Annotated in this window: 21 protein-coding genes; 12 read left to right on the plus strand and 9 right to left on the minus strand. The window is 59.2% G+C overall.

Annotated features, from left to right (window positions below):
* Window positions 1-1,464, plus strand: a complete 1,464-nt coding sequence (gene dnaA / locus CFBP5499_RS00005) for a chromosomal replication initiator protein DnaA (RefSeq protein ID WP_137066206.1) — start codon at window positions 1-3, stop codon at window positions 1,462-1,464.
* A gap of 72 nt (window positions 1,465-1,536) precedes the next feature.
* Here dnaA and hemW read toward each other — a convergent pair whose 3' ends face one another.
* Genes hemW through rph form a run of 3 tightly spaced genes read right to left on the minus strand, consistent with a single transcriptional unit; the run spans window position 1,537 to window position 4,120 of the window.
* The gene (gene hemW / locus CFBP5499_RS00010) at window positions 1,537-2,736 is read right to left on the minus strand and encodes a radical SAM family heme chaperone HemW (protein WP_080827508.1); all 1,200 of its coding nucleotides are present in this window, start codon (window positions 2,734-2,736) and stop codon (window positions 1,537-1,539) included.
* A 5-nt stretch (window positions 2,737-2,741) separates the two neighbouring features.
* Window positions 2,742-3,386 carry an RdgB/HAM1 family non-canonical purine NTP pyrophosphatase gene (gene rdgB / locus CFBP5499_RS00015; protein WP_080826747.1) on the minus strand — a complete coding sequence of 215 codons (645 nt, stop codon included), beginning with the start codon at window positions 3,384-3,386 and terminating at the stop codon, window positions 2,742-2,744.
* A 17-nt stretch (window positions 3,387-3,403) separates the two neighbouring features.
* Entirely contained in the window at window positions 3,404-4,120 is a 717-nt protein-coding gene (gene rph, locus CFBP5499_RS00020; protein ID WP_080826746.1) for a ribonuclease PH, read from the minus strand.
* Between the two features lie 136 nt (window positions 4,121-4,256).
* Here rph and hrcA point away from each other — a divergent pair, with 136 nt between their 5' ends.
* Window positions 4,257-5,348 carry a heat-inducible transcriptional repressor HrcA gene (hrcA, locus tag CFBP5499_RS00025; protein ID WP_080826745.1) on the plus strand — a complete coding sequence of 364 codons (1,092 nt, stop codon included), beginning with the start codon at window positions 4,257-4,259 and terminating at the stop codon, window positions 5,346-5,348.
* A 113-nt stretch (window positions 5,349-5,461) separates the two neighbouring features.
* Complete coding sequence (gene grpE, locus CFBP5499_RS00030; RefSeq protein WP_080826744.1) at window positions 5,462-6,097, plus strand: nucleotide exchange factor GrpE; 636 nt, start codon at window positions 5,462-5,464, stop codon at window positions 6,095-6,097.
* An 82-nt stretch (window positions 6,098-6,179) separates the two neighbouring features.
* Here grpE and ptsN read toward each other — a convergent pair whose 3' ends face one another.
* The 6 genes from ptsN to lptC form a co-directional block, all read right to left on the minus strand.
* Window positions 6,180-6,641, minus strand: a complete 462-nt coding sequence (ptsN, locus tag CFBP5499_RS00035; RefSeq protein WP_080826743.1) for a PTS IIA-like nitrogen regulatory protein PtsN — start codon at window positions 6,639-6,641, stop codon at window positions 6,180-6,182.
* 82 nt (window positions 6,642-6,723) lie between these two features.
* On the minus strand, window positions 6,724-7,296 hold the full coding sequence (gene hpf / locus CFBP5499_RS00040; protein WP_080826742.1) for a ribosome hibernation-promoting factor, HPF/YfiA family: 573 nt from the start codon (window positions 7,294-7,296) through the stop codon (window positions 6,724-6,726).
* Between the two features lie 233 nt (window positions 7,297-7,529).
* Window positions 7,530-9,074, minus strand: a complete 1,545-nt coding sequence (rpoN, locus tag CFBP5499_RS00045; protein WP_080826741.1) for an RNA polymerase factor sigma-54 — start codon at window positions 9,072-9,074, stop codon at window positions 7,530-7,532.
* 153 nt (window positions 9,075-9,227) lie between these two features.
* Window positions 9,228-10,037 (minus strand): LPS export ABC transporter ATP-binding protein, encoded by an 810-nt coding sequence (lptB, locus tag CFBP5499_RS00050; RefSeq protein ID WP_080826740.1) that lies wholly within the window; start codon window positions 10,035-10,037, stop codon window positions 9,228-9,230.
* A 9-nt stretch (window positions 10,038-10,046) separates the two neighbouring features.
* The gene (locus CFBP5499_RS00055) at window positions 10,047-10,610 is read right to left on the minus strand and encodes an LptA/OstA family protein (RefSeq protein ID WP_080826739.1); all 564 of its coding nucleotides are present in this window, start codon (window positions 10,608-10,610) and stop codon (window positions 10,047-10,049) included.
* A 13-nt stretch (window positions 10,611-10,623) separates the two neighbouring features.
* A complete protein-coding gene (gene lptC, locus CFBP5499_RS00060; protein ID WP_080826738.1) occupies window positions 10,624-11,289 on the minus strand; it encodes an LPS export ABC transporter periplasmic protein LptC in 666 nt (221 codons plus the stop codon).
* A gap of 234 nt (window positions 11,290-11,523) precedes the next feature.
* On the opposite strand from lptC, the gene sppA reads away from it, so the two are divergent.
* From sppA to mutS, 9 genes are all read left to right on the plus strand, one after another.
* Window positions 11,524-12,477: a signal peptide peptidase SppA gene (gene sppA, locus CFBP5499_RS00065; RefSeq protein ID WP_080826737.1), complete on the plus strand. Its 954-nt coding sequence runs from the start codon at window positions 11,524-11,526 to the stop codon at window positions 12,475-12,477.
* Between the two features lie 26 nt (window positions 12,478-12,503).
* The gene (locus CFBP5499_RS00070) at window positions 12,504-12,806 is read left to right on the plus strand and encodes an integration host factor subunit beta (protein WP_003493505.1); all 303 of its coding nucleotides are present in this window, start codon (window positions 12,504-12,506) and stop codon (window positions 12,804-12,806) included.
* 68 nt (window positions 12,807-12,874) lie between these two features.
* Window positions 12,875-13,216, plus strand: a complete 342-nt coding sequence (locus tag CFBP5499_RS00075) for a LapA family protein (protein WP_175416561.1) — start codon at window positions 12,875-12,877, stop codon at window positions 13,214-13,216.
* 92 nt (window positions 13,217-13,308) lie between these two features.
* Window positions 13,309-14,445: a class I SAM-dependent methyltransferase gene (locus CFBP5499_RS00080; protein WP_130932490.1), complete on the plus strand. Its 1,137-nt coding sequence runs from the start codon at window positions 13,309-13,311 to the stop codon at window positions 14,443-14,445.
* A complete protein-coding gene (locus CFBP5499_RS00085; RefSeq protein WP_080826735.1) occupies window positions 14,442-15,302 on the plus strand; it encodes a TrmH family RNA methyltransferase in 861 nt (286 codons plus the stop codon). The genes CFBP5499_RS00080 and CFBP5499_RS00085 overlap by 4 nt, the downstream gene beginning before the upstream one ends.
* A complete protein-coding gene (gene lspA / locus CFBP5499_RS00090; RefSeq protein WP_080826734.1) occupies window positions 15,302-15,790 on the plus strand; it encodes a signal peptidase II in 489 nt (162 codons plus the stop codon). The genes CFBP5499_RS00085 and lspA overlap by 1 nt, the downstream gene beginning before the upstream one ends.
* Before the next feature lie 55 nt (window positions 15,791-15,845).
* Complete coding sequence (locus tag CFBP5499_RS00095; RefSeq protein ID WP_080826733.1) at window positions 15,846-18,083, plus strand: hybrid sensor histidine kinase/response regulator; 2,238 nt, start codon at window positions 15,846-15,848, stop codon at window positions 18,081-18,083.
* A 97-nt stretch (window positions 18,084-18,180) separates the two neighbouring features.
* The gene (locus CFBP5499_RS00100; RefSeq protein ID WP_080826732.1) at window positions 18,181-19,062 is read left to right on the plus strand and encodes a GNAT family N-acetyltransferase; all 882 of its coding nucleotides are present in this window, start codon (window positions 18,181-18,183) and stop codon (window positions 19,060-19,062) included.
* A 190-nt stretch (window positions 19,063-19,252) separates the two neighbouring features.
* Window positions 19,253-21,904, plus strand: coding sequence for a DNA mismatch repair protein MutS (gene mutS / locus CFBP5499_RS00105; RefSeq protein WP_080827506.1), 2,652 nt, complete (start codon window positions 19,253-19,255; stop codon window positions 21,902-21,904).
* Window positions 21,905-21,932: the final 28 nt, after the last annotated feature.

The raw sequence follows: 21,932 nt of genomic DNA on the forward strand, positions 1-21,932 counted from the left end.
ATGATGCACGATGCGCTGTTTGAACGTTTTAGCGCGCGGCTCAAGGCACAGGTTGGTCCCGAGGTCTATGCAAGCTGGTTCGCACGGCTCAAACTCCATACCGTTTCGAAAAGCGTCGTCCGCTTTACCGTTCCGACGACCTTTCTGAAGTCCTGGATCAACAACCGTTACATGGATCTGATCACCAGCCTCGTCCAGAGCGAGGATCCGGATGTACTGAAGGTGGAGATTCTTGTTCGCTCGGCCAGCCGTCCGGTTCGCCCGGCGCAGGCTGAAGAACGGGCACAGCCCGCTCAGGAGGTCGGTGCGGCTCCGCGTAACAAGTCCTTCATTCCGTCGCAGCCCGCGACAGCGCCTGCCACACAGCCTGCGGCGGCGCAGGCGACCCTGCGTCAGGGTGGTTCCGGGCCGCTATTCGGCTCACCGCTTGATACGCGCTTCACCTTCGATACCTTTGTCGAAGGCTCGTCCAACCGTGTCGCACTTGCGGCCGCAAAGACGATCGCGGAAGCCGGTGCAGGCGCCGTGCGCTTCAACCCGCTGTTCATTCATGCGGGTGTCGGCCTTGGCAAGACACATCTTCTGCAAGCCATTGCCAATGCGGCGATCGACAGCCCGCGCAATCCGCGCGTGGTCTATCTGACGGCCGAATATTTCATGTGGCGTTTTGCGACTGCGATCCGCGACAATGACGCACTGACGCTGAAGGATACGCTGCGCAATATCGACCTGCTCGTTATCGATGACATGCAGTTCCTGCAGGGCAAGATGATCCAGCATGAATTCTGCCACCTGCTGAATATGCTGCTCGACAGCGCCAAGCAGGTCGTGGTGGCGGCAGACCGTGCGCCCTGGGAGCTGGAATCGCTCGATCCGCGCGTTCGTTCCCGTCTTCAGGGCGGCATGGCGATCGAGATCGAGGGTCCCGACTACGACATGCGCTACGAAATGCTCAACCGTCGCATGGGCTCGGCACGGCAGGACGATCCGTCGTTCGAGATTTCGGACGAAATCCTGACCCATGTGGCCAAGAGCGTGACGGCGAGCGGTCGCGAACTTGAAGGCGCCTTCAACCAGCTGATGTTCCGGCGCTCTTTTGAGCCGAACCTCTCGGTGGATCGTGTCGATGAGCTGCTGTCGCATCTCGTCGGAACCGGTGAGGCCAAGCGCGTGCGTATCGAGGATATTCAGCGCATCGTTGCCAGACACTATAATGTGTCGCGGCAGGAGCTGGTGTCCAACCGCCGCACCCGCGTCATCGTCAAGCCGCGCCAGATCGCCATGTATCTGGCCAAGATGCTGACGCCGCGTTCCTTCCCGGAGATTGGTCGCCGTTTCGGCGGTCGCGACCACACCACGGTTCTGCATGCGGTGCGCAAGATCGAGGAACTGATTTCCGGCGATACAAAGCTCGGCCACGAGGTTGAGCTGCTGAAACGCCTGATCAACGAAAACAACGCATAAAAAGAAGCGGCCTTCGGGCCGCTTTTTTATTGGATTCTCGTTTATTGGGTTCAAGCACGGGTGGCGCTGGCGTCAGCAGGCGAGATCGGCCACCACGGCATCCAGAATAAGCATGCCCGAAGGCGTGCAGCGCAGGCGGGAATTGCCGAGCCTTTCCACGAAACCGTGCTGGAGAAGAAATTCCTCCTTTTCCGGGTCGAGATCACGGCCGGAAAGATCGCTCCAGCGGGCGAGGTCGATGCCTTCGCGCAGGCGAAGGCCCATCAGCAGCAATTCATCAGCCTGTTCATCGACGCCAAGCATTTCCTGATCGACCATGCCATGGCCTTCCCGTTCGACGTTTTCGAGCCAGGTCTCGGGGTGCCGCTGGGTGGCGGTGGCAAGTTTGGAAGCGCCGCGCGTCAGGCGTCCATGCGCGCCGGGGCCAATCCCGGCGTAGTCCCCATACCGCCAGTAGGTGAGGTTATGGCGACTTTCAGCGCCGGGCCGTGCATGATTGGAAACCTCATAGGCGGGCATGCCGTAACGCTCGGTGATTTCCTGCGTCGCTTCATAAAGCACGGCCGAATGTTCGCCATCCGGCACGATAAGCTTGCCAGCCTTATGCAGGCCATAAAAGGGCGTGCCTTCCTCGATTGTCAGCTGGTAGAGCGACAGATGGTCGACGGCATAGGAGACGGCTTCCTTTAGTTCGGCGTCCCATTCGGCCACCGTCTGGTTCGGGCGGGCATAGATGAGATCGAAGGACATGCGCGGGAAAATCTCCCGCGCCAGCCGGATGGCTTTCAAGGCGTCGGCAACATCATGCAGGCGGCCGAGGAATTTCAGGTCCCGGTCGTTCAACGCCTGCACGCCGAGCGAAACACGATTGACGCCTGCTGCCCGGTAACCGCGAAACCGTTCCGCCTCGACGCTGGAAGGATTGGCTTCCATGGTGATCTCGATACCATCAGGCACATGCCAGAAGCGCGAGATGCCATCCAGCAGCGCCCCAACCGTCTGCGGGTCCATCAGCGACGGCGTACCACCGCCCATGAAGATGCTGGTCACGACGCGCGGGCCGCTGAGCGTCCGCATATGTTCCATTTCACGGAGAAAGGCCGCGGTAAACCGTTCCTGATCCACCGGCCGGTGGCGGACATGGCTGTTGAAATCGCAATAGGGGCATTTGGCCGCGCAGAAGGGCCAGTGCAGATAGATCCCGAAACCGGGATCGCCCGTATCCGGCAGAAGCGATGCGCCGGGGGCAGAAAGTTGGTGCTCCCCGACCATCGGGTTCATGCCTCCAGGCAGGTTTCTACGAATTTTTTAAACGCGCGGGCGCGGTGAGAAAGTGCGAAAGCGTCGCCATGTTTCCAGCCGTGTTTTTGATCCGCGCTCATTTCGCCGAATGTGGTGTCATATCCCTCGGGTTTAAAGATCGGATCATAACCGAAACCGCTTGCTCCGCGCGGCGGCCACACCACGGTGCCTTCCACCTCGCCACGGAAATATTCGACATGCCCGTCCGGCCAGGCCAGGCACAGCACGCTGACGAAGCGGCCGGTGCGATCTTCGGGCTTCGATGCGCCACGCTCGTCCAGCGCATCCTCGACCTTCTGCATCGCCATGGCGAAATCACGCGTACCGTCGGCCGTCTCCGCCCAATTGGCGGTGTAGACACCAGGCGCACCGTCAAGCGCGTCGATTACCAGACCGGAATCGTCGGACAAAGCCGGCAGGCCGGACGCCTTCGCGGAGGCGAGCGCCTTGATGGCGGCATTTTCCTCGAAGGTGGTGCCCGTCTCATCCGGCTCCGAGAAGTTCAGCTCCGCCGCCGATTTGGCGGAGAAACCGAAAGGCCCGATCAGATCGGCGATTTCGGCGATCTTGCCCTTGTTGTGGCTGGCGACGACGATCGTTCTGGTATCGAGCTTGCGCATGGTACTTTCCTGTAGGCTCAGGCGATCGCCTGTTTCTGAAGGGCGACCAGTTCGCCGCAGCCCGCCTTGGCAAGGCCGAGCAACGTCAGGAATTCTTCCTCGGAGAAGGGCGCGCCTTCCGCTGTTCCCTGAACCTCGACGATGCCGCCGGAGCCGGTGATGACGAAATTCGCGTCGGTCTCGGCGGAGGAATCCTCGAGATAATCGAGATCGATTACCGGCTGCTTGGCGAAGATGCCGCAGGAGATCGCGGCGATATGGTCCTTCAGAACCTTCTCGACCTTGATCATGTTGCGGGTTTCCATCCATTTCAGGCAGTCATGCAGGGCAATCCATGCGCCGGTGATGGAGGCGGTGCGTGTGCCGCCATCGGCCTGGATGACATCGCAGTCGATGCTGATCTGGCGTTCGCCGAGTGCCTGCAAATCAACAACGGCGCGCAGCGAGCGGCCGATGAGGCGCTGGATTTCCTGCGTGCGGCCACCCTGCTTGCCGGCGGCGGCTTCGCGTTTCATGCGCTCATTCGTGGAGCGCGGCAGCATGCCGTATTCGGCAGTCACCCAGCCCTTACCGCTGTTGCGCAGCCACGGCGGCGTCTTTTCCTCAAGGCTGGCGGTGACGAGCACATGCGTGTCACCGAATTTCACGAGACAGGAGCCTTCGGCATGTTTCGAGAAATTGCGCTCGAAAGAAACCTTGCGCATCTGGTCGGTTTTTCTGCCTGAAGGCCGCATATGATCCACTCTCCATGTTGGTTCCTGCCTTCTAAGGTGCGCTCCGGGCTTTTGCAAAGCCAATTTCCATTTTGCCGTGGCCGCATCACGCATTATATTGGCGCAGAGTAGATTTGGACGATAAAGAACGGACGAGATGGGTTTTTCAGCACCGCTTTCAAGAGATCAGGCATCGCTGCTGGATGAACGGTCGCGGGAAATTTTCCGGCGCATCGTCGAAGGTTATCTCGATACGGGCGAGCCGCTCGGATCGCGCAGCCTGTCGCGGCTTCTGCCGATGTCGCTTTCCCCCGCCTCCGTCCGCAATGTTATGAGCGATCTCGAGGAGCTCGGTCTCATCTATTCGCCGCATATCAGCGCTGGGCGCTTGCCCACCCAGACGGGGCTGCGCTTCTTCGTCGACGCCTTCATGCAGGTGGGCGATCTGCCGGCGGAGGAAAGGGCGACTATCGACCGTCAGATCGGGCCGGTTGCCGGCCACGAACAGTCGCTGGAAGGCTTGTTGACGGAAGCGAGCCGCATGCTGTCAGGCATGTCGCGTGGGGCTGGCCTCGTGCTGACGGCCAAGAATGATGTCATCCTCAAGCATGTCGAATTCATCAGGCTTGAGCCTACCAAGGCGCTTGCCGTGCTGGTTGGCGATCACAATCAGGTCGAAAACCGCATTATCGAATTGCCTTCAGGCATTTCCTCCTCGCAATTGACCGAGGCGGCGAATTTCATCAATGCCCACCTGTCCGGCCACACGCTGCAGGAGCTGCGCGGCCAGTTCCAGACCCAGCGGACTGAGCTGCAATCGGAACTCGGCATGCTGGCGCAGGATCTCGTGGAGCGTGGTCTCGCGGTATGGGCGGGCGACAATGAGGAGGGCAAGCTCGGTCGGCTCATCGTTCGCGGCCGTTCCAACCTGCTTGAGGGCCTCGCTGGTGAGGAAGATATCGATCGGGTACGCATGCTGTTCGACGATCTCGAGCGCAAGGAAAATCTGATCGAGATACTCAATCTGGCCGAAACCGGTTCGGGGGTCAGGATTTTCATCGGTTCGGAAAACAAGCTTTTTTCGCTCTCCGGTTCCTCTCTCATCGTGGCACCCTATCGCGATGAGGATAATCGTGTCGTGGGTGCGGTCGGCGTTATCGGGCCCACCAGGCTGAACTATGCCCGTATCGTGCCGATGGTGGATTACACCGCGCAGATCATGGCGCGCCTTTCCCGTAAGCAGAGGTAGGACACGTCAGCAAGGTCAGAGAATGCGGCAAGCTTTTCGCCGCAAGCCTTGATTTTTGCCCGTCAAAGCTCGATATCGGGCGCAACCAACAACATTCAAATCTGGAGAACGTCATGACCGACGATACAAAAAAGCCCGGACCTGACGCGGACGTCGCCGAAGAGCTTGTCGAACCCGCGCTTACCGGGGAAGAGTTCGCTGATGCTGCCGAAGCCGATCCGGTGGAACTGCTTAAGGCTGAAAATGCCGATCTGCGCGACAAGTTCCTGCGTCTTGCCGCCGAAATGGACAATCTTCGCCGCCGCACCGAGCGTGACGTGAGGGATGCCAAGGCCTATTCGCTGGCTGGTTTTGCACGCGACATGCTCGCCGTTTCCGATAATCTTCGCCGTGCGCTGGAAGCCATTCCGGATGAACTCAAGACCAATGGTGAAGCCGGTCTCAACGGCCTGATCGAAGGTGTCGAGATGACCGAGCGCTCGATGCTGTCGACGCTGGAACGCCATGGTGTGAAGAAGATCGACGCCGAGGGCCAGAAATTTGACCCGAATTTCCACCAGGCCATGTTCGAAATTCCGAACACCGCGGTTCCCAACAATACCGTGCTGCAGGTGATTCAGGCCGGCTTCACCATCGGCGACCGCGTGCTGCGTCCCGCCATGGTGGGTGTCGCCAAGGGCGGCCCGAAAGCGGAGACCGCTGCCTCGGCCGAGCCGGGCACGTCGTCTCTCAATGAAAAGGACGCGTGAGGCATCTATCCTTACGTCATAAAAAACGCGCCTTCAGGGCGCGTTTTTTATTGCCGCTAAACTGAATAGGATCGGCCTGCGATCAAGCCGCAGTCGCCTGCTCCTGATTGAGGAAGGCGTAGATTGCCGTGTCGGAATCGGTGGCGCGCAGCTTGGCCACCAGTTCAGCGTCGCGCAGCGCGCGCGCAATGCGCGACAGCGCCTTCAGGTGATCCGCGCCGGCGCCCTCGGGCGCTAGCAGCAGGAAAACCAGATCGACCGGCTGGTCGTCCAGGGCTTCGAAATCGACCGGTGTTTCAAGACGTGCGAACACGCCGGTGATCTGATGAATGCTGTTGAGCTTGCCATGCGGAATGGCGATGCCATGGCCCACACCGGTGGAGCCGAGTTTCTCACGCTGGAGGATGACGTCGAAAACTTCCCGTTCCGAGACTCCGGTAATTCTGGCTGCCTTTGCGGCCAGCTCCTGAAGCAACTGCTTTTTGGAATTCACCTTGAGGGCGGGAATAATCGCATCTTGTTGCAGCAAATCTGCCAACGCCATTCTCTTTTTCCTTCATGCCATCGAGACGATGCAGGAGGCAGATGCGCTTTCACGCTCTGCCTCCCACGTCTTGTCAGACTGTTCAGCTCTTGATCGTTTCCGCGTCGATCCAGCCAATATTGCCGTCATGACGTCGGTAAACGATGTTGAGATATTCCTTGCCGGGGCTGCGGAACAGCAGAACCGGCTCGTCGGTCATGTCGAGCGCCATTACGGCGCTGGCGACTGACATGGTCTTAATCTGTTTCGAACTCTCCGCCACAATGGTGGGTGCGTAATCCTCGGGAACCTCGTGGTCCTCATCGGGAACTGCATCCATCACCGTATAGGCGATTTCCTGCGACACGCCATTCGAACCATTGTGGTGGTCCTTGAGCTTGCGCTTGTAACGACGCAGGCGCTTCTCGATCCGCTCTGCGGCAGCGTCGAAGCTGGCTTGCGGATCATTCGCCTGACCCGCCGCATGCAATACAACGCCCGTATCGAGATGCAGCTTGCAATCGGCGGAAAAACGCGATCCGGACTTCTCCACGGTCACCTGGCCTGAATACCCCCCATCGAAGTATTTGGTAACTGCCAGACCTATATTGTCCTCAATCCGCTGACGGAAAGATTCACCGATCTCCATATGTTTACCAGATACACGCACACTCATGGAAATTTTCCTTTTTGTAGTGATTTGCGAGTACCAGCTTACGTCAAGCCGCGCGCGCATCCAAGCGTTTCGAAGACCTTAAAAAGCCCTCATTCGAATTTTACGCCCATGGACGGTGGAGATTATTCCGTTACAAATGACCTTGCTTACGTGTGCGGCGGGCTTCTAGCCCCTGCCGTGACAAGAGTCAATGGTGCGGCAAAAAAGCGCCGTAAACGTGATCGCCCCGTGGCTCAGAAGGCGGAAAGCTTCGCCATCGCTTTCTTCTCCCGGCGCCTCTGTACGGAGGAGGGGATATTCATCGCCTCGCGATATTTGGCGACGGTGCGGCGTGCGATATCGATGCCGCTCTTTTTCAGATTGTCGACGATATCGTCGTCGGAAAGAACAGCCTCAGCGGCTTCCTGTGCGATCATCGCCTTGATGCGGTGACGCACCGCTTCCGCCGAATGGCTGTCGCCGCCTTCCACGGCGCTGATGGACACGCTGAAGAAATATTTAAGTTCGAACAGCCCGCGCGGCGTCAGCATGTATTTCTTCGATGTCACCCGGCTGACGGTGGATTCATGCATCTTGATGGCGTCGGCCACCGTTTTGAGGTTCAGCGGGCGCAGCTGATCGACGCCGTTGACGAGGAAGGCGTCCTGCTGGCGCACGATTTCTGTCGCCACCTTCATGATCGTCCGGGCGCGCTGGTCTAGGCTGCGGGTCAGCCAATGGGCTGTCTGCATGCATTCGGACAGAAAATCCTGATCCTCTCCTGCGCGCGCCTTGTGTTTTGAAACCTCCGCGAAGTAGCTCTGGTTGATGAGCACGCGCGGCAGGGTGTCTGGATTGATCTCCACCAGCCAGCCGCCGGCGGCGGAGGGTCGGACGATGATATCTGGGACGATGGTCTCCGAAACCATCGAATCGTAACCTGCGCCGGGACGCGGATTGAGCGTTCGGATTTCCGCCAGCATATCGAGAAGATCTTCTTCATCGACCCCGCAGAGTTTTTTTAAGGAGGCGAAATCGCGTTTCGCCAGAAGCTCGAGATTATCGACAAAAGCCCGCATGGCCGGGTCGAGCCGATCCTTCTGCGCGAGCTGGATCGCCAGACATTCGCTCAAGGAACGGGAAAAGATGCCGGGCGGATCAAAGCCCTGAAGCGTCTTTAGAACGTGCTCGACCGCCAATGGGGCGGCACCCAGCCGTTCAGCGACGTCATCGACGGCATCTGCGGCGATATAACCCGTCTCATCGAGCTGGCCGATCAGCGCATCAGCAATCATCCTGTCCTCGGAGGCGGAAATGGCGAGCGGCAGTTGCTGATTGAGGTGGTCGCTGAGGCTTTGTCGGGCCGCAACGAAGTCGTCGAGGTCGTAGCTTTCTCCGGACTCCTGTCCGGGCATGGATTTCCACTGGCTCGCGAGTTCGGGCGCATCGGCCTTTCTCGGTTCGCCATCGTCGGGAAATACGTTTTCGAAGCTGGTATCCAGCTGCTCGCCAAGATTTGCGGCGCGCTCCCCGTACCAGTCATCGCTGTCGGGCGTCACGCTGGCGGCCGCATCCGAAACTTCACCGTCGCCGAAATTATCGACATCTACAGGCGTATCGCTGCCCAAATCGCCATCGTTTGCCGCAATTTCCAGCAGCGGATTGCGCTCCACCTCCTGCGCGATGAACTGCGTCAGCTCGAAATGCGTCATCTGAAGCAGCTGGATGGACTGCATCAGTTGCGGTGTCATCACGAGAGACTGGTTTTGACGCAGCAAAAGGCTGGCAGATAATGCCATGGTGGACGCGAAACTCCCCTTACAGCTTCTTCGTCGCCACAAATTTCATAAATTTTGCGCAGGCAACGAAACTTGGCCCAAAAATTGCTTTTTTATTTTGTTTGGTCAAGCGTCAGGGCGGGGCGCGATGAAGAATCTTTCGCGCCCTGTAGTTTAAAGGCTGAAATTATTGCCGAGATAGAGACGGCGTACGTCCGGATTGTTGACGATGTCGTCAGGACGCCCGTGTGTCAGCACTTCTCCGGCATGGATGATGTATGCGCGGTCGATGAGGCCAAGCGTTTCACGGACATTGTGGTCCGTTACGAGAACGCCGATGCCGCGCGCCGTCAGATGCCTGACAAGATTCTGGATGTCGCTGACCGAAATCGGATCGACACCCGCGAAGGGCTCATCCAGCAGCATGAAAGTCGGATCGGTTGCGAGCGCGCGCGCAATTTCCAGACGCCGCCGCTCACCGCCCGAAAGCGCCACGGCAGGCGACTTGCGCAGTTGCGCAATATGAAACTCTTCCAGGAGCTCGTCGAGCTTGTGGTTGCGCTTGGCCGCGTCCGGTTCATGCACTTCCAGCACAGCGCGGATGTTTTCCTCGACCGTCAGGCCGCGGAAAATCGAGGCTTCCTGCGGCAGATAACCGACACCGAGGCGCGCGCGTCTGTACATCGGCATGCCGGTCACATCGTTGCCATTAATGGCGATCTTGCCGCTATCGACCGGCACCAGGCCCGTGATCATATAAAAACAGGTGGTCTTGCCGGCGCCGTTCGGGCCAAGCAGCCCAACAGCCTCTCCACGGCGCACGACCAGTGAAACGCCATTGACGACGCGACGGGTATTATAGGTCTTTGTCAGGCCATGCGCGATCAACGTGCCCTGGTAAGGGGTTTTGTCGGCCGGTGAGGCGGCGTCTGCGCCGCGGTTGCGTCCGCCACCGAGAATTTTTGAGATCGAAGGTATCTTCACGAGGAAAGACTACTGTTTTTTCTGGGATTTCGGATCAAGCATGATCCGAACCGGGCCGCCGCAGCTTTCGAGCTTTGCCTGCCCCGTGTTCATGAGAACGGTGAGCTTGCAGCCAGTAAAGACATTGGTGCCTTCGGACAGGACCACCTGCTTGCCGGTCAGAATGAACGTCTGCGCCGCCATGTCGAATTCGCCGTGATCGGCCGTGGCCTTCTGGGTCTCGGACGTCAGATAGACATTGTTATCGACGAAGATCTTTTCGATATTGGCGTCGCCGCTGGTGAGCGAAGAGCCTTCGCCCTTGTAATTCACCGTCATCTTGCCGGCCTGAAGGGTGGTCGTGCCCTGCACAACCTTCACATTGCCGGTGAAATAGGCCTTGCGCTCCTGATCGCGAATCTCCAGCTGATCGCTTTCAATGGCGATCGGCTGGTCGCCGGAGAGCTTGACGCCCTGCATGTTGCTGGTGGTGTTCTGGGCGAAAGCCACAGTTGCAAGACACGAAAAAACAAGACCTGCGGCTGCGAGGCCTGCGGTTCTGCCAAGGGAAACGGGACGGGAAATTTGCATCATCTGGACCGGGCTCTCACTTGCCTTCATTCTTGATATTGGATGCAGCGATACGTGCCCGTACCTGCCCCGAAAATGTAATTGTTTTGCCATTATCTGCGATGTCTATCGATTGCGCAACAATGGAACCGTCGTTTGTTTTGATCGAAACCGGCTCTTTGCTGCTCATTTTTCCGGCCTTCAGATCGACATCCGCAGACTGGAACTTCGCTTGTATGCCATTGCTGAGATTGATGTCAAAAGGGGCGGTCATCTTCAGCGTGTTGGTGGCGCGGTCGAAAATGCCCTCCTGGGCGATAACCTGCGCGACGCTGTCATTGACAGGCACAGCGGCCAGCACCTTTTCGAGCGTCATGAGGTTGGGGTTCGTGATATCCTGCAACGCGCGGTCGGCGTTCATGGAATAGTCGATCCCCTTCTCGTTGCGGCCCGCAACGGCGGGTTTTTCCATCACGATCTTGCCGTCTTCTATCCGGGCGCTTTCCAGCGAGACCTTTTCGGGCGCCCAGGTGCGGATGACCGAAACGGCAATAAAGGCGAGTGAAATGACGGCCGCACTAAGCGGCAAAATGATTTTCAGCCGCTTTACACGCGCGGAATGCCGCAGCGCGGTGTCATAGGCGCCGTTCTGGTTATTGGGCAGCGAAAATGCTGGCGCGGGTTCGCGGAGTCGTTCGAGCATAGGATTGGGTCCGGAATGCTTCCCCGGCGCCATTCTGGCGCACAATCGAAGCTTGTGTATCTATCTAAATGTGTTTGGCACGAGTGCTTTGTCCTGCCAATATGGTTTTTGTCTGGAGAGGTGCAAGGGAAATGCGAATTTTATCGTAATTCTGGTTTCCTTATTGTTTCCTTGCGGCTTCGCGTTAGAAGAACCATATGGCCTGAAGCGCAAAAGCCGATGACAGAGGTTTCTATGGATAATAAGGCGATAGCTGACCGCAGGCGTTTGCGCCGCAAGCTGACTTTCTGGCGGATTGCTGCCGTTCTCCTTCTCGTCGCCGGCGCCTTCGGTCTTTACCGGTTTTTCTGGGAAGGCCCGCAGCAAAGCGCGAGACCCCACATCGCCCGTGTCGAGGTCTCCGGCCTGATCACCGACAATACCGAACTTCTGGAGCGTCTCGACAAGATCGCCAAGAGCGACAATGTCAAAGGGCTGATCGTGTCGATTTCCTCGCCCGGTGGCACCACCTATGGCGGGGAGCGCATCTTCAAGGCTATCAGAGGCGTCGCGGAAAAGAAGCCGGTTGTCTCGGATGTACGCACGCTTGCCGCTTCCGCAGGTTATATGATCGCATCGGCCGGCGACGTCATCGTTGCCGGCGAAACCTCGATCACCGGCTCGATCGGCGTTATCTTCCAATATCCCCAGATCGGCCAGCTGATGGACAAGCTCGGCGTTTCGCTGCAGGAAATCAAGTCGTCACCGATGAAGGCGGAGCCTTCTCCGTTCCACGAGGCGCCTGAAGAGGCAAAGACGATGATCCGTGCCATGGTGATGGACAGCTACGGCTGGTTCGTCGATCTTGTCGCCGATCGCCGTAAATTGCCGCGCGAAGACGTGCTGAAACTGGCTGATGGGTCGATCTTCACCGGCCGTCAGGCGCTTGCCAACAAGCTGGTCGACACGCTCGGCGGCGAAAAGGAAGTTCGCGCCTATTTTGAAACCCGTGGCGTGGCCAAGGATTTGCCGATCGTCGAATGGCGCGCGCCGTCGTCCCGTTCGCCTTTTGCGCTTTTCAGTGTTGCGCAAATAGCGAAGTTTCTGGGATATGACGATTTAATTCCCTTCGCAGGCCCCAGCCAGCTCGGTGCGGACAAGTTGTTTCTTGACGGTCTTGTTTCCGTTTGGCAGGTTGAGCCGCGTTAAAAATCCAATTCTTTCAGGGGGCAACCGTGATCAAGTCTGAACTGGTGCAGATCGTTGCTGCGCGTAACCCGCACCTTTATCACCGCGACGTGGAAAACATCGTCAATGCGGTGCTGGATGAAATCACCGATGCCCTGGCGGCGGGAAATCGCGTCGAGCTTCGCGGTTTCGGCGCATTTTCGGTGAAGAACCGTCCATCCCGCTCGGGCCGGAACCCGCGTACGGGTGAGTCGGTTTTCGTCGAGGAAAAATGGGTGCCTTTCTTCAAGACGGGGAAGGAACTGCGCGAGCGCCTGAACCCGGGTATGGGCGACGAAGAGGACGATTGATCGTTCTTGACGCCCGGCGACTGTGAAAAGGAGCCGGCGGAACGCCCGCAGCGATGGAGTATTGTCGGATGTCGAAAAAAATCATCAACCTCATCATCCTGCTTCCGCTGGCGATCATCCTCGTCATTCTGTGCGTGGCCAACCGTCAGTCCGTGACGCTGGCGCTCAATCCATTCCGGCCGGACGATGGCGTTCTGGCCTTCACCGCGCCGTTTTTCGTTTTCCTGTTTCTGGCAGTCATTTTTGGCGTTCTCATGGGCTCGGCAGCCACATGGTTCGCCCAGGGCAAACACCGCAAACGTGCCCGTATCGAAGCGAAAGAGGCCGTTCGCTGGCACGATGAGGCGAACCGCCACAAGGCCACCGCCACCGGGCAGCTGCCGCATGCGGGACAACTCCCGGCAAAGTGATGGTGCCGACAGTCGTTCCAGCTCTAGGCGAGCGGCGCGTGGAATGCTATTTGCTGGCGCAATAACACGCGGGCAGAAGCGGAAAGATTCCATTGAAGAAAAAAGACAGCCGGCCGGGCAATCGCGCACGCGCCGGGAGCGAGAAAAAACAGGTCCATGCCGCAAAGCCGGCGCGCCGGCCGGATTCAGCGCCGAAAAAGCGCGAGCCCGATGCGGTGCGTGGCGTGCCGAAAACCACCACGCCGAAGGAAAAGGTCGCCGCAGCACCCATCCTTGAGCAGGTACCCGTGCGACCGCTCAAGCAGCGCACCGGCGAGCGTCCAGCAGAACAGGTTCCGGTCATTCTGGAATCGAGCGGCGCGGGCGATTTTCACCTGATCGACAGCGGCAACGGCCTGAAGCTTGAACAATATGGCGATTACCGCGTCGTTCGTCCCGAGGCGCAGGCGCTCTGGCAGCCGTCGGTTCCCGACCGCGTATGGCAGAATGCCGACGCCATTTTTACAGGCGATACGGATGAGGACGGCATGGGCCGCTGGCGTTTTCCGAAGGAAGCGCTTGGTGAAACCTGGCCTCTCTCCCTGCTCGGGGTTGAATTTCTCGGTCGTTTCACTGCGTTCCGGCATGTCGGCGTCTTTCCGGAGCAGATCGTCCATTGGGAATGGTTGAAAAATGCCGTGGAGACCGCCGACCGGCCGCTGAAAGTGCTGAACCTCTTCGGTTATACCGGCGTCGCCTCGCTGGTCGCGGCAGCTGCGGGCGCTGAAGTCACCCATGTCGACGCCTCCAAGAAGGCGATCGGCTGGGCAAAGGAAAACCAGACACTCGCTGGGCTCGAGCAGGCACCGATCCGCTGGATTTGCGAAGACGCCATGAAGTTCATCCAGCGGGAAGAACGCCGTGGCAGCACCTACGATATCATTCTCACCGACCCGCCGAAATTCGGCCGCGGCACCCATGGTGAAATCTGGCAATTGTTCGACCATCTGCCGTTGATGCTGGATATCTGCCGGGAAATTCTGTCGCCCAAGGCGCTCGGTCTGGTGCTGACGGCTTATTCCATCCGGGCCAGCTTCTATTCGATGCATGAGCTGATGCGTGAGACCATGCGTGGCGCCGGCGGTGTCGTCGCATCCGGCGAACTGGTCATTCGCGAGGCCGGGCTTGACGGCAAGACGCCGGGCCGCGTGCTTTCCACATCGCTGTTCAGCCGCTGGGAGCCGAAATGATAAAGGACATGCGCGAAAACACCACGCGCCGGGTTGGCCAGGTCAAGGAAGTGACGAGCCTTGCCAATCCCATCATCAAGGACATCAAGGCGCTCACCCAGAAAAAGGGCAGGGAAGAGACCGGCACCTTCATGGCCGAAGGCCTGAAGCTGGTCATCGATGCGCTCGAACTCGGCTGGACGATCAAGACGCTGGTTTACGCCAAGGCCGCCAAGGGCAAGCCGCTGGTGGAGCAGGCGGCGGTGAAAACCGTTGCATCGGGCGGTCTGGTGCTCGAAGTCAGCGAAAAGGTCATTGCCTCGATCACCCGCCGCGATAATCCGCAGATGGTCGTCGGCATTTTCGAACAGAAATGGAAGCCGCTGAAGGACATCCGGCCGGAAAAGGGCGAGACCTATATCGCGCTCGACCGCGTGCGCGATCCCGGTAATCTCGGCACCATCATCCGCACGGCGGATGCGGCAGGCGCTTCGGGTGTCATTCTGGTCGGCGATTGCACAGATCCCTTCTCGCTGGAAACGGTGCGTGCCACCATGGGCTCGGTCTTTGCCACGCCCGTCGCCCGTGCCTCGGTCGAGGAATTCCTCTCCTGGAAAAAATCGGCTCATGTCAGCGTCGTCGCCACGCATCTTGCCGGTTCCGTGGATTATCGGAAGATCGAGTACGCCGGCAAACCGGTCGTGATTTTGATGGGCAACGAGCAATCCGGCCTGCCGCCGGAACTGGCCGGCAAAGCGGACCAGCTGGCGCGCATTCCCCAGCAGGGCCGTGCCGATAGTCTCAACCTCGCCATTGCAACCGCCGTCATGCTGTTCGAAGCACGGCGACATCTCCTCGAACTCGCACCGGTGACGTAATGGCCAAAGCGGCATTGTTTTCGAAATTCGGCCCGGCTTTTGCGCTGATCATTGCCGCACTGGTGTTGGATCAGATCGTCAAGCAGCTGGTAGAGGCCTATCTGCCGCTGCAGGAGATGGTTCCGGTAGTGCCGTTTCTGGCGCTTTACCGCACCTACAATCTCGGTGTCGCCTTTTCGATGCTGGAAGACATGCACGGTTGGTTCATCGTCAGCATGCGGCTCGTCATCGTGGTCTTCGTTCTTTGGCTCTGGCGCAAGACGGCCGCCGACCGTACCTTCGCCCATCTCGGGTTTGCCTTCATCATCGCGGGAGCGGCCGGTAATCTTCTCGACCGCTTTTTTTACGGTCACGTCATCGACTATATCCTGTTCCACACGCAGACATGGTCATTTGCGGTGTTCAATCTGGCTGACAGTTTCATAACCATCGGCGCAGCCTGCGTCATTCTCGATGAGTTTCTGCACGCCCGGGCGGCCAAAAAGTAAAATTTTAGCGTTTCAGCCAAACATATCAAAACCGCTGCCGTGGTAGCGGTTGTGTATGAGCGAACTGGCACGACTTCGGCAAAAGGTTTCAGATGGTCTCGGCCCGGCCGCCCCAGCGGCGGATATTGCCGATAAGACAGTGCGCCTTGCGAACGAGGAACATGCCAGCGATGTGAGGGCGGTTGCGCTTTATGTCGCCGCTTCACTATCGGTGGGGGGCTTCACTGCTGCGCTGATCGCACTTGCGGTGCCCTATGCGGTCACCGCCGCGCTCGCCTGTTTTTTTGGCGTGGTGCTCGTCGGCGTCCTGTCTTATGCGCTCTTCGGCAAATCTTTCCTGCTTCCGGGCGCGCTGCCCGCGGATTATTCGGATGTCCGGCTGCGGCAAACGCAAAACCGCTCGCTGATTGCCGAAATGCAGGAGTCCATGGGCGATATCGTCGTGATCCGCAACATGAACCGGCGTATCGTTGAGGCGAACCGCGTCTTTCGTGAAATGACCGGCTGCACGGCGCCTGAAGGGTTGAGCTGCGAGGAGATCGGCATTGCTTTTCGGCCGGGAGACAAGGTCCATGCCTATGACGTGGAGATTGCGACCCCGTTTGGTCAGCGCATCTTCTCCTGGCACGATGTGGTAACCCGCGATCTCGCAAGCAGCCGTCTCATGATCAGCAGCATCGCGAGGGACGTGACCGAAGAGCGGCTTGCGCTGGCCGAACGGGAAGATGCCCGCCTGCGCGCCGAAAAGGCCGATGCCGAAAAGGCGCGGCTGCTTGCCACGGTCAGCCATGAAATTCGCCTGCCGCTTTCCGGCATGCTCGGCATGAACCACCTTCTGTCGCAGACGAAGCTTAACCAGGAACAGCGCAATTATCTCGACGGCATGAAACAGTCCGGCCAGTCGCTGGTGCAACTGGTTGAGGATCTCCTGGATTATTCGACCATGGAGGCCGGTCGCTTCAGGCTCAATCCGCGTGCGGAAAACCTGCGGAGGCTGATCGAGAGTATCGTCGAAATGCTGGCCCATCGCGCCCATGAAAAGGGCATCGAGATCGCCTCCTTCGTCACGCCTGACGTGCCCGATTATCTTGATTTCGATCCGGCAAGGCTGCGCCAGGTCCTGTTCAATCTCATCGGCAATGCCGTGAAATTCACGCAGGTGGGCGGGGTCGTCATCCGGGCGCGCATGGCTGATGGCGAATTGCAGATCACCGTCGAAGATACCGGCCCCGGCATGAGTGCGGCGGAGCAGGCGCGTATCTTCGGGGAATTCGAGCAGGCCGGCCCGCTGTCGCAACGAAGCGCCGGCACGGGTCTTGGTCTTGCGATCTCTGCCCGCATCGTGCGGGAATTCGGCGGCAACCTCACGGTTTCGAGCCGCAGGGGTGAGGGCAGCACCTTCAAGCTGGTGTTCCGCCCGGACACGGCCCCCTCCGAGATGCCGGAACCCGGCCGGAGCCATTGCCTGCAGCACACAAATGTCCTGCTGATTGCGCCGGAGGGTGTGGCGGCGGCGGTGACGGTGGAGGCCATTGAGGCTTTCGGCGGCAAGTGTCTTCTCATCCATCAGCCGGAGGATTTGGACAGGCTGCGGAATGGACCTGTCAGCCGGATCGCCGATCTCACCGACATCATCGTCGATCTGCGTATTTCGGCACTGTTCAGGGATGCCCTGCGGGATTGGCCACAGCAGACGATCCGCCGCACGTTGCTCGTCAGTCCCGAAGAGCGGGCTTCGACCACCCACGCATCCTTCGACGCCTGGCTGATCCGGCCCCTGCGCGAAAAATCCCTGATCGATGTGCTGTGTGGCCGCCTGCGCGGTATAGAGCGGCGCGACGCGATCAACGATAACCACCCGGATGTGGGATTTTCGTCAAGGGTGGTGGAAGGGGTGAGTGGCATCGAGATACTCGTGGCCGAAGACGATGCGGTCAATGCGCGCATCATCCGCGCTGTCCTGGAAAAAAGCGGCTATATCGTCCGCGCCGTCGACAATTTTCAGGCCCTGCAGCAATCGGTGGCGTCGGATGCGCCTCACCTGCCGAATCTCATCATCTCCGATCTCAATATGCCGGGCGGTCAGGGGCTCGATGTGTTACCGGACCTCCTTGGCAAGCTGAAAGAGGAAAGAAATATTCCCGTCATCATCCTCAGCGGCGATACCGGTGCCGAAACCGCCGAGATATTGCTTAAGGCTGGTGCAGGCGCTGTTTTGGCCAAGCCTGCCGACCCACGCAGGCTGGTTGAGGAAATTCGCCGCCTGCTGGAGGCGAAACGGCTGTTGTCATGATAAATTGACAGACTCGCGCTGGTGGCATTTTGTCACTATTCTGTCGTTAAATAGTGATTTATGACAGGAAAATTGTTTGGTGGCGGAGCGATTCCCCATGGTTGCCGAAATCTTCAATCACGACATTTGTGAAAACAATGTTGTCATTACTCCTCGTCCTGAGACAGCACAGGACAATGAGGGTCTTTTCGGCCGTATCGGCACGCTGGAAACACGGCTTGCCAGAAATGAACGCGAAATCGATGCTGCGCAATCCGTGCGCTACCGGGTCTTTGTCGAGGAAATGAAGGCGCATCTTCCTGCCGAAGCGATGCGCCGCAAGCGCGACTTCGACGCCTGGGACAGCGTCTGCGATCATCTGCTCGTCCTCGACAAGTCGATCGAGGGCGACAGCGAGGACCAGATCGTCGGCACCTATCGTCTGCTGCGTCAGGAAGTCGCGCTGGCCAATAACGGCTTCTATTCCGCCAGCGAGTTCGATATCGCCGGGCTCGTTGCGCGCCATCCGGGCAAGCGTTTTATGGAGCTTGGCCGCTCCTGCGTGCTGCCGGAATATCGCACCAAGCGTACCGTCGAGCTTCTGTGGCAGGGCAATTGGTCCTATGCCGTGAAACACCGCATGGACGCCATGATCGGCTGTGCTTCCTTCCCCGGCGTGCAGCCGGAAGCGCATGCGTTGGCTCTGTCTTTCCTGCACCATAATTGCCTTGCAAAGGGAGAGTGGGAAGCGGTCGCTTTGCCAGAACTCTATCATGAAATGGACCTCGTACCGGTCGAGGCGCTCAATGCCCGCAAGGCATTGAATGCCATGCCGCCGCTGATCAAGGGTTACATGCGTCTCGGCGCCATGTTTGGCTCCGGCGCGGTCGTGGATCATGCTTTCAACACCACCGACGTCCTGGTGGTCCTGCCGGTATCGTCCATCGCCGGCCGCTATATCAGTTATTATGGCGGCGAGGCCGAACGCATCAACGGCTGACCGGGTTTTGGCCGAGACCATCAGGATGTTCCTGTGGGCAGCGGTACCGCGTGTGTTGTGTTGGGGCAGGCAATGCCGCTAGTGTCGGCGCTCCTTTTTCGCAACACGATATGACATCGGCAGGCCATTGACGGACGTTCTGACAACCGCTTCCCTGATCTCGGAAGAAAGCCGTGCGACGGCCACTCCGATGATGGAGCAATATATCGAGATCAAGGCGAACAATCCCGGTTCGCTGCTGTTCTACCGCATGGGCGATTTTTACGAATTGTTCTTTGACGATGCGGTCGAAGCCTCTCGCGCTCTGGGCATCACGCTGACCAAGCGCGGCCAGCATATGGGGCATGATATTCCCATGTGCGGCGTTCCCGTTCACGCGGCGGATGACTATCTTCAGAAGCTCATCCTGCGCGGTTATCGTGTCGCGGTCTGCGAGCAGGTCGAAGACCCGGCGGAAGCGAAAAAGCGCGGATCGAAATCCGTGGTCAAGCGTGATGTGGTGCGGCTCGTCACACCAGGCACGCTGACTGAGGAAAAGCTGCTATCGCCGACAGAATCCAATTATCTGATGGCGCTTGCCCGTATTCGCGGCAGTGCCGAGGCGCAGTTCGCGCTCGCCTGGATCGATATTTCCACCGGCGTCTTCCGTCTGGCGGAAACCACGCTGACGCGGCTCCTTGCCGATATCTGGCGCATCGATCCGCGCGAGTTGATCGTCGCCGACAGCCTGTTCCACGACGAGGAACTGCGGCCGGTTTTCGATGTGCTGGGCCGTGTCGCGGTGCCGCAGCCGGCCATTCTTTTTGACAGCGCCGTGGCAGAAGGTCGTATTGCGCGTTATTTCAATGTCTCGACGCTGGATGGTTTCGGCACGTTTTCGCGGGTGGAAATGGCCGCAGCCGCAGCGGCGGTGGCCTATGTCGAAAAGACCCAGATTGCCGAGCGTCCGCCGCTCGGTGCGCCGGAACGCGAAAGTGCGGCATCCACACTCTTCATCGATCCCGCCACCCGCGCCAATCTGGAACTGGTGAAGACGCTATCAGGCGAAAGGGACGGATCGCTCCTGCATGCCCTCAACCGCACGGTCACGGGTGGCGGTGCGCGGCTTCTGGCCGAGCGGCTGATGTCGCCCTTGACCGATCCGGAAAAGATAAACCCCCGCCTCGATGCCGTCGCCTATCTCATCGACGATGTCTCTCTTTGTGACGGTCTGCGAGATGCCCTGAAACATGTCGCGGATATGCCGCGCGCGCTTTCCCGCCTTGCGCTGGAACGCGGTGGCCCGCGCGATCTCGGTGCTATCAGGCAGGGGCTGGTTTCGGCCGAGAAAATTGGCGTCATTCTCGATCAGGGGCTATTGCCGGAGGAGCTGGCGGCAGCTCTCAAGGCTTTGAAAGCCCTGCCGAGCGCGCTGGAAGCTATGCTCGCATCGATGCTGGCCGACGATCTGCCGCTCCTGAAACGCGATGGTGGTTTCCTGCGGGAAGGTGCAAATCCCGACCTTGACGAGGTGCGCGCACTGCGCGACCAGTCCCGCCGGGTAATCGCCGGGCTGCAACTGCAATACGCCGACGAAACCGGTATAAAATCCCTCAAGATCAAGCATAACAATGTGCTGGGTTACTTCATCGAGGTGACGGCGGGTAATGCCGATGTGATGATGGCAACGGATGAGGCGAAGGCCCGCTTCATCCACCGCCAGACCATGGCGGGCGCCATGCGCTTCACCACCACCGAGCTTGCCGATCTCGAAAGTCGCATCGCCAATGCCGCTGCCGAGGCGCTAACCATGGAGCTGGAAGCCTTCGAGCGCATGGTCGCGGCTGTGGTGCAGCAGGCGGAGGCGATCAAGGCCGGCGCGGTTGCACTTGCCGTCATCGATGTTGCCTCGAGCCTTGCTTATCTGGCGACGGAACAGGCCTATTGCCGCCCGATCGTCGATGCCTCCATGACCTTCGCGATCAAGGGCGGGCGTCATCCCGTGGTGGAACAGGCCCTGCGGCGCCAGTCGGCGGGACCGTTCATCGCCAATAATTGTGATTTGTCGGCCGCTGAGGGCGGCAAGAACGGTGCGATCTGGCTGCTCACCGGTCCCAATATGGGTGGTAAATCGACCTTTCTCCGCCAGAATGCGCTGATCGCCATTCTCGCACAGATCGGCTCCTTCGTTCCGGCGGAAGCCGCCCATATCGGCGTCGTCGACCGGCTGTTTTCCCGCGTCGGCGCCTCCGACGATCTGGCGCGCGGCCGCTCGACCTTCATGGTGGAGATGGTGGAAACCGCCGCCATCCTCAATCAGGCCACGGATCGCTCGCTGGTCATTCTGGACGAGATCGGCCGCGGCACTGCAACCTTTGACGGGCTTTCGATCGCCTGGGCGGCGGTTGAGCATCTGCACGAGGTCAATCGTTGCCGCGGTCTTTTCGCAACGCACTTCCACGAACTGACGGTACTTTCGGAAAAACTCGGCCGCCTTTCCAATGCCACGATGCGGGTGAAGGAGTGGGAAGGTGATGTCATTTTCCTGCACGAGGTCGGGCCGGGTGCCGCGGACCGTTCCTACGGTATTCAGGTCGCGCGCCTCGCGGGCCTTCCGGCTTCGGTGGTGGAGCGTGCCCGTGAGGTACTGACGAAGCTGGAGGATGCCGACCGCAAGAACCCGGCCAGCCAGTTGATCGACGACCTGCCGCTGTTCCAGATCGCCGTGCGCCGCGAGGAAACCCGCAAGGCCGGACCATCGAAGGTGGAGGAGGCTTTGAAGAGCTTCAACCCGGACGAAATGACACCGCGTGAGGCATTGGACGCGCTCTATGCGTTGAAGAAAGAACTTGGCAAGGCATAAGGGATAGATTGCCTGTCCATCGCCTTTA

The sequence above is a fragment of the Agrobacterium tumefaciens genome, from assembly GCF_005221325.1.
Taxonomy (GTDB): Bacteria; Pseudomonadota; Alphaproteobacteria; order Rhizobiales; family Rhizobiaceae; genus Agrobacterium.

Excerpts from the sequence above, each read along its gene's own strand:
- dnaA (WP_137066206.1), top strand. The coding sequence starts at position 1 with ATGATGCACGATGCGCTGTTTGAACGTTTTAGCGCGCGGCTCAAGGCA.
- hemW (WP_080827508.1), bottom strand. The coding sequence starts at position 2,736 with ATGGTCGGGGAGCACCAACTTTCTGCCCCCGGCGCATCGCTTCTGCCG.
- rdgB (WP_080826747.1), bottom strand. The coding sequence starts at position 3,386 with ATGCGCAAGCTCGATACCAGAACGATCGTCGTCGCCAGCCACAACAAG.
- rph (WP_080826746.1), bottom strand. The coding sequence starts at position 4,120 with ATGCGGCCTTCAGGCAGAAAAACCGACCAGATGCGCAAGGTTTCTTTC.
- hrcA (WP_080826745.1), top strand. The coding sequence starts at position 4,257 with ATGGGTTTTTCAGCACCGCTTTCAAGAGATCAGGCATCGCTGCTGGAT.
- grpE (WP_080826744.1), top strand. The coding sequence starts at position 5,462 with ATGACCGACGATACAAAAAAGCCCGGACCTGACGCGGACGTCGCCGAA.
- ptsN (WP_080826743.1), bottom strand. The coding sequence starts at position 6,641 with ATGGCGTTGGCAGATTTGCTGCAACAAGATGCGATTATTCCCGCCCTC.
- hpf (WP_080826742.1), bottom strand. The coding sequence starts at position 7,296 with ATGAGTGTGCGTGTATCTGGTAAACATATGGAGATCGGTGAATCTTTC.
- rpoN (WP_080826741.1), bottom strand. The coding sequence starts at position 9,074 with ATGGCATTATCTGCCAGCCTTTTGCTGCGTCAAAACCAGTCTCTCGTG.
- CFBP5499_RS00055 (WP_080826739.1), bottom strand. The coding sequence starts at position 10,610 with ATGATGCAAATTTCCCGTCCCGTTTCCCTTGGCAGAACCGCAGGCCTC.
- lptC (WP_080826738.1), bottom strand. The coding sequence starts at position 11,289 with ATGCTCGAACGACTCCGCGAACCCGCGCCAGCATTTTCGCTGCCCAAT.
- sppA (WP_080826737.1), top strand. The coding sequence starts at position 11,524 with ATGGATAATAAGGCGATAGCTGACCGCAGGCGTTTGCGCCGCAAGCTG.
- CFBP5499_RS00075 (WP_175416561.1), top strand. The coding sequence starts at position 12,875 with ATGTCGAAAAAAATCATCAACCTCATCATCCTGCTTCCGCTGGCGATC.
- CFBP5499_RS00085 (WP_080826735.1), top strand. The coding sequence starts at position 14,442 with ATGATAAAGGACATGCGCGAAAACACCACGCGCCGGGTTGGCCAGGTC.
- lspA (WP_080826734.1), top strand. The coding sequence starts at position 15,302 with ATGGCCAAAGCGGCATTGTTTTCGAAATTCGGCCCGGCTTTTGCGCTG.
- CFBP5499_RS00095 (WP_080826733.1), top strand. The coding sequence starts at position 15,846 with ATGAGCGAACTGGCACGACTTCGGCAAAAGGTTTCAGATGGTCTCGGC.
- CFBP5499_RS00100 (WP_080826732.1), top strand. The coding sequence starts at position 18,181 with ATGGTTGCCGAAATCTTCAATCACGACATTTGTGAAAACAATGTTGTC.
- mutS (WP_080827506.1), top strand. The coding sequence starts at position 19,253 with ATGATGGAGCAATATATCGAGATCAAGGCGAACAATCCCGGTTCGCTG.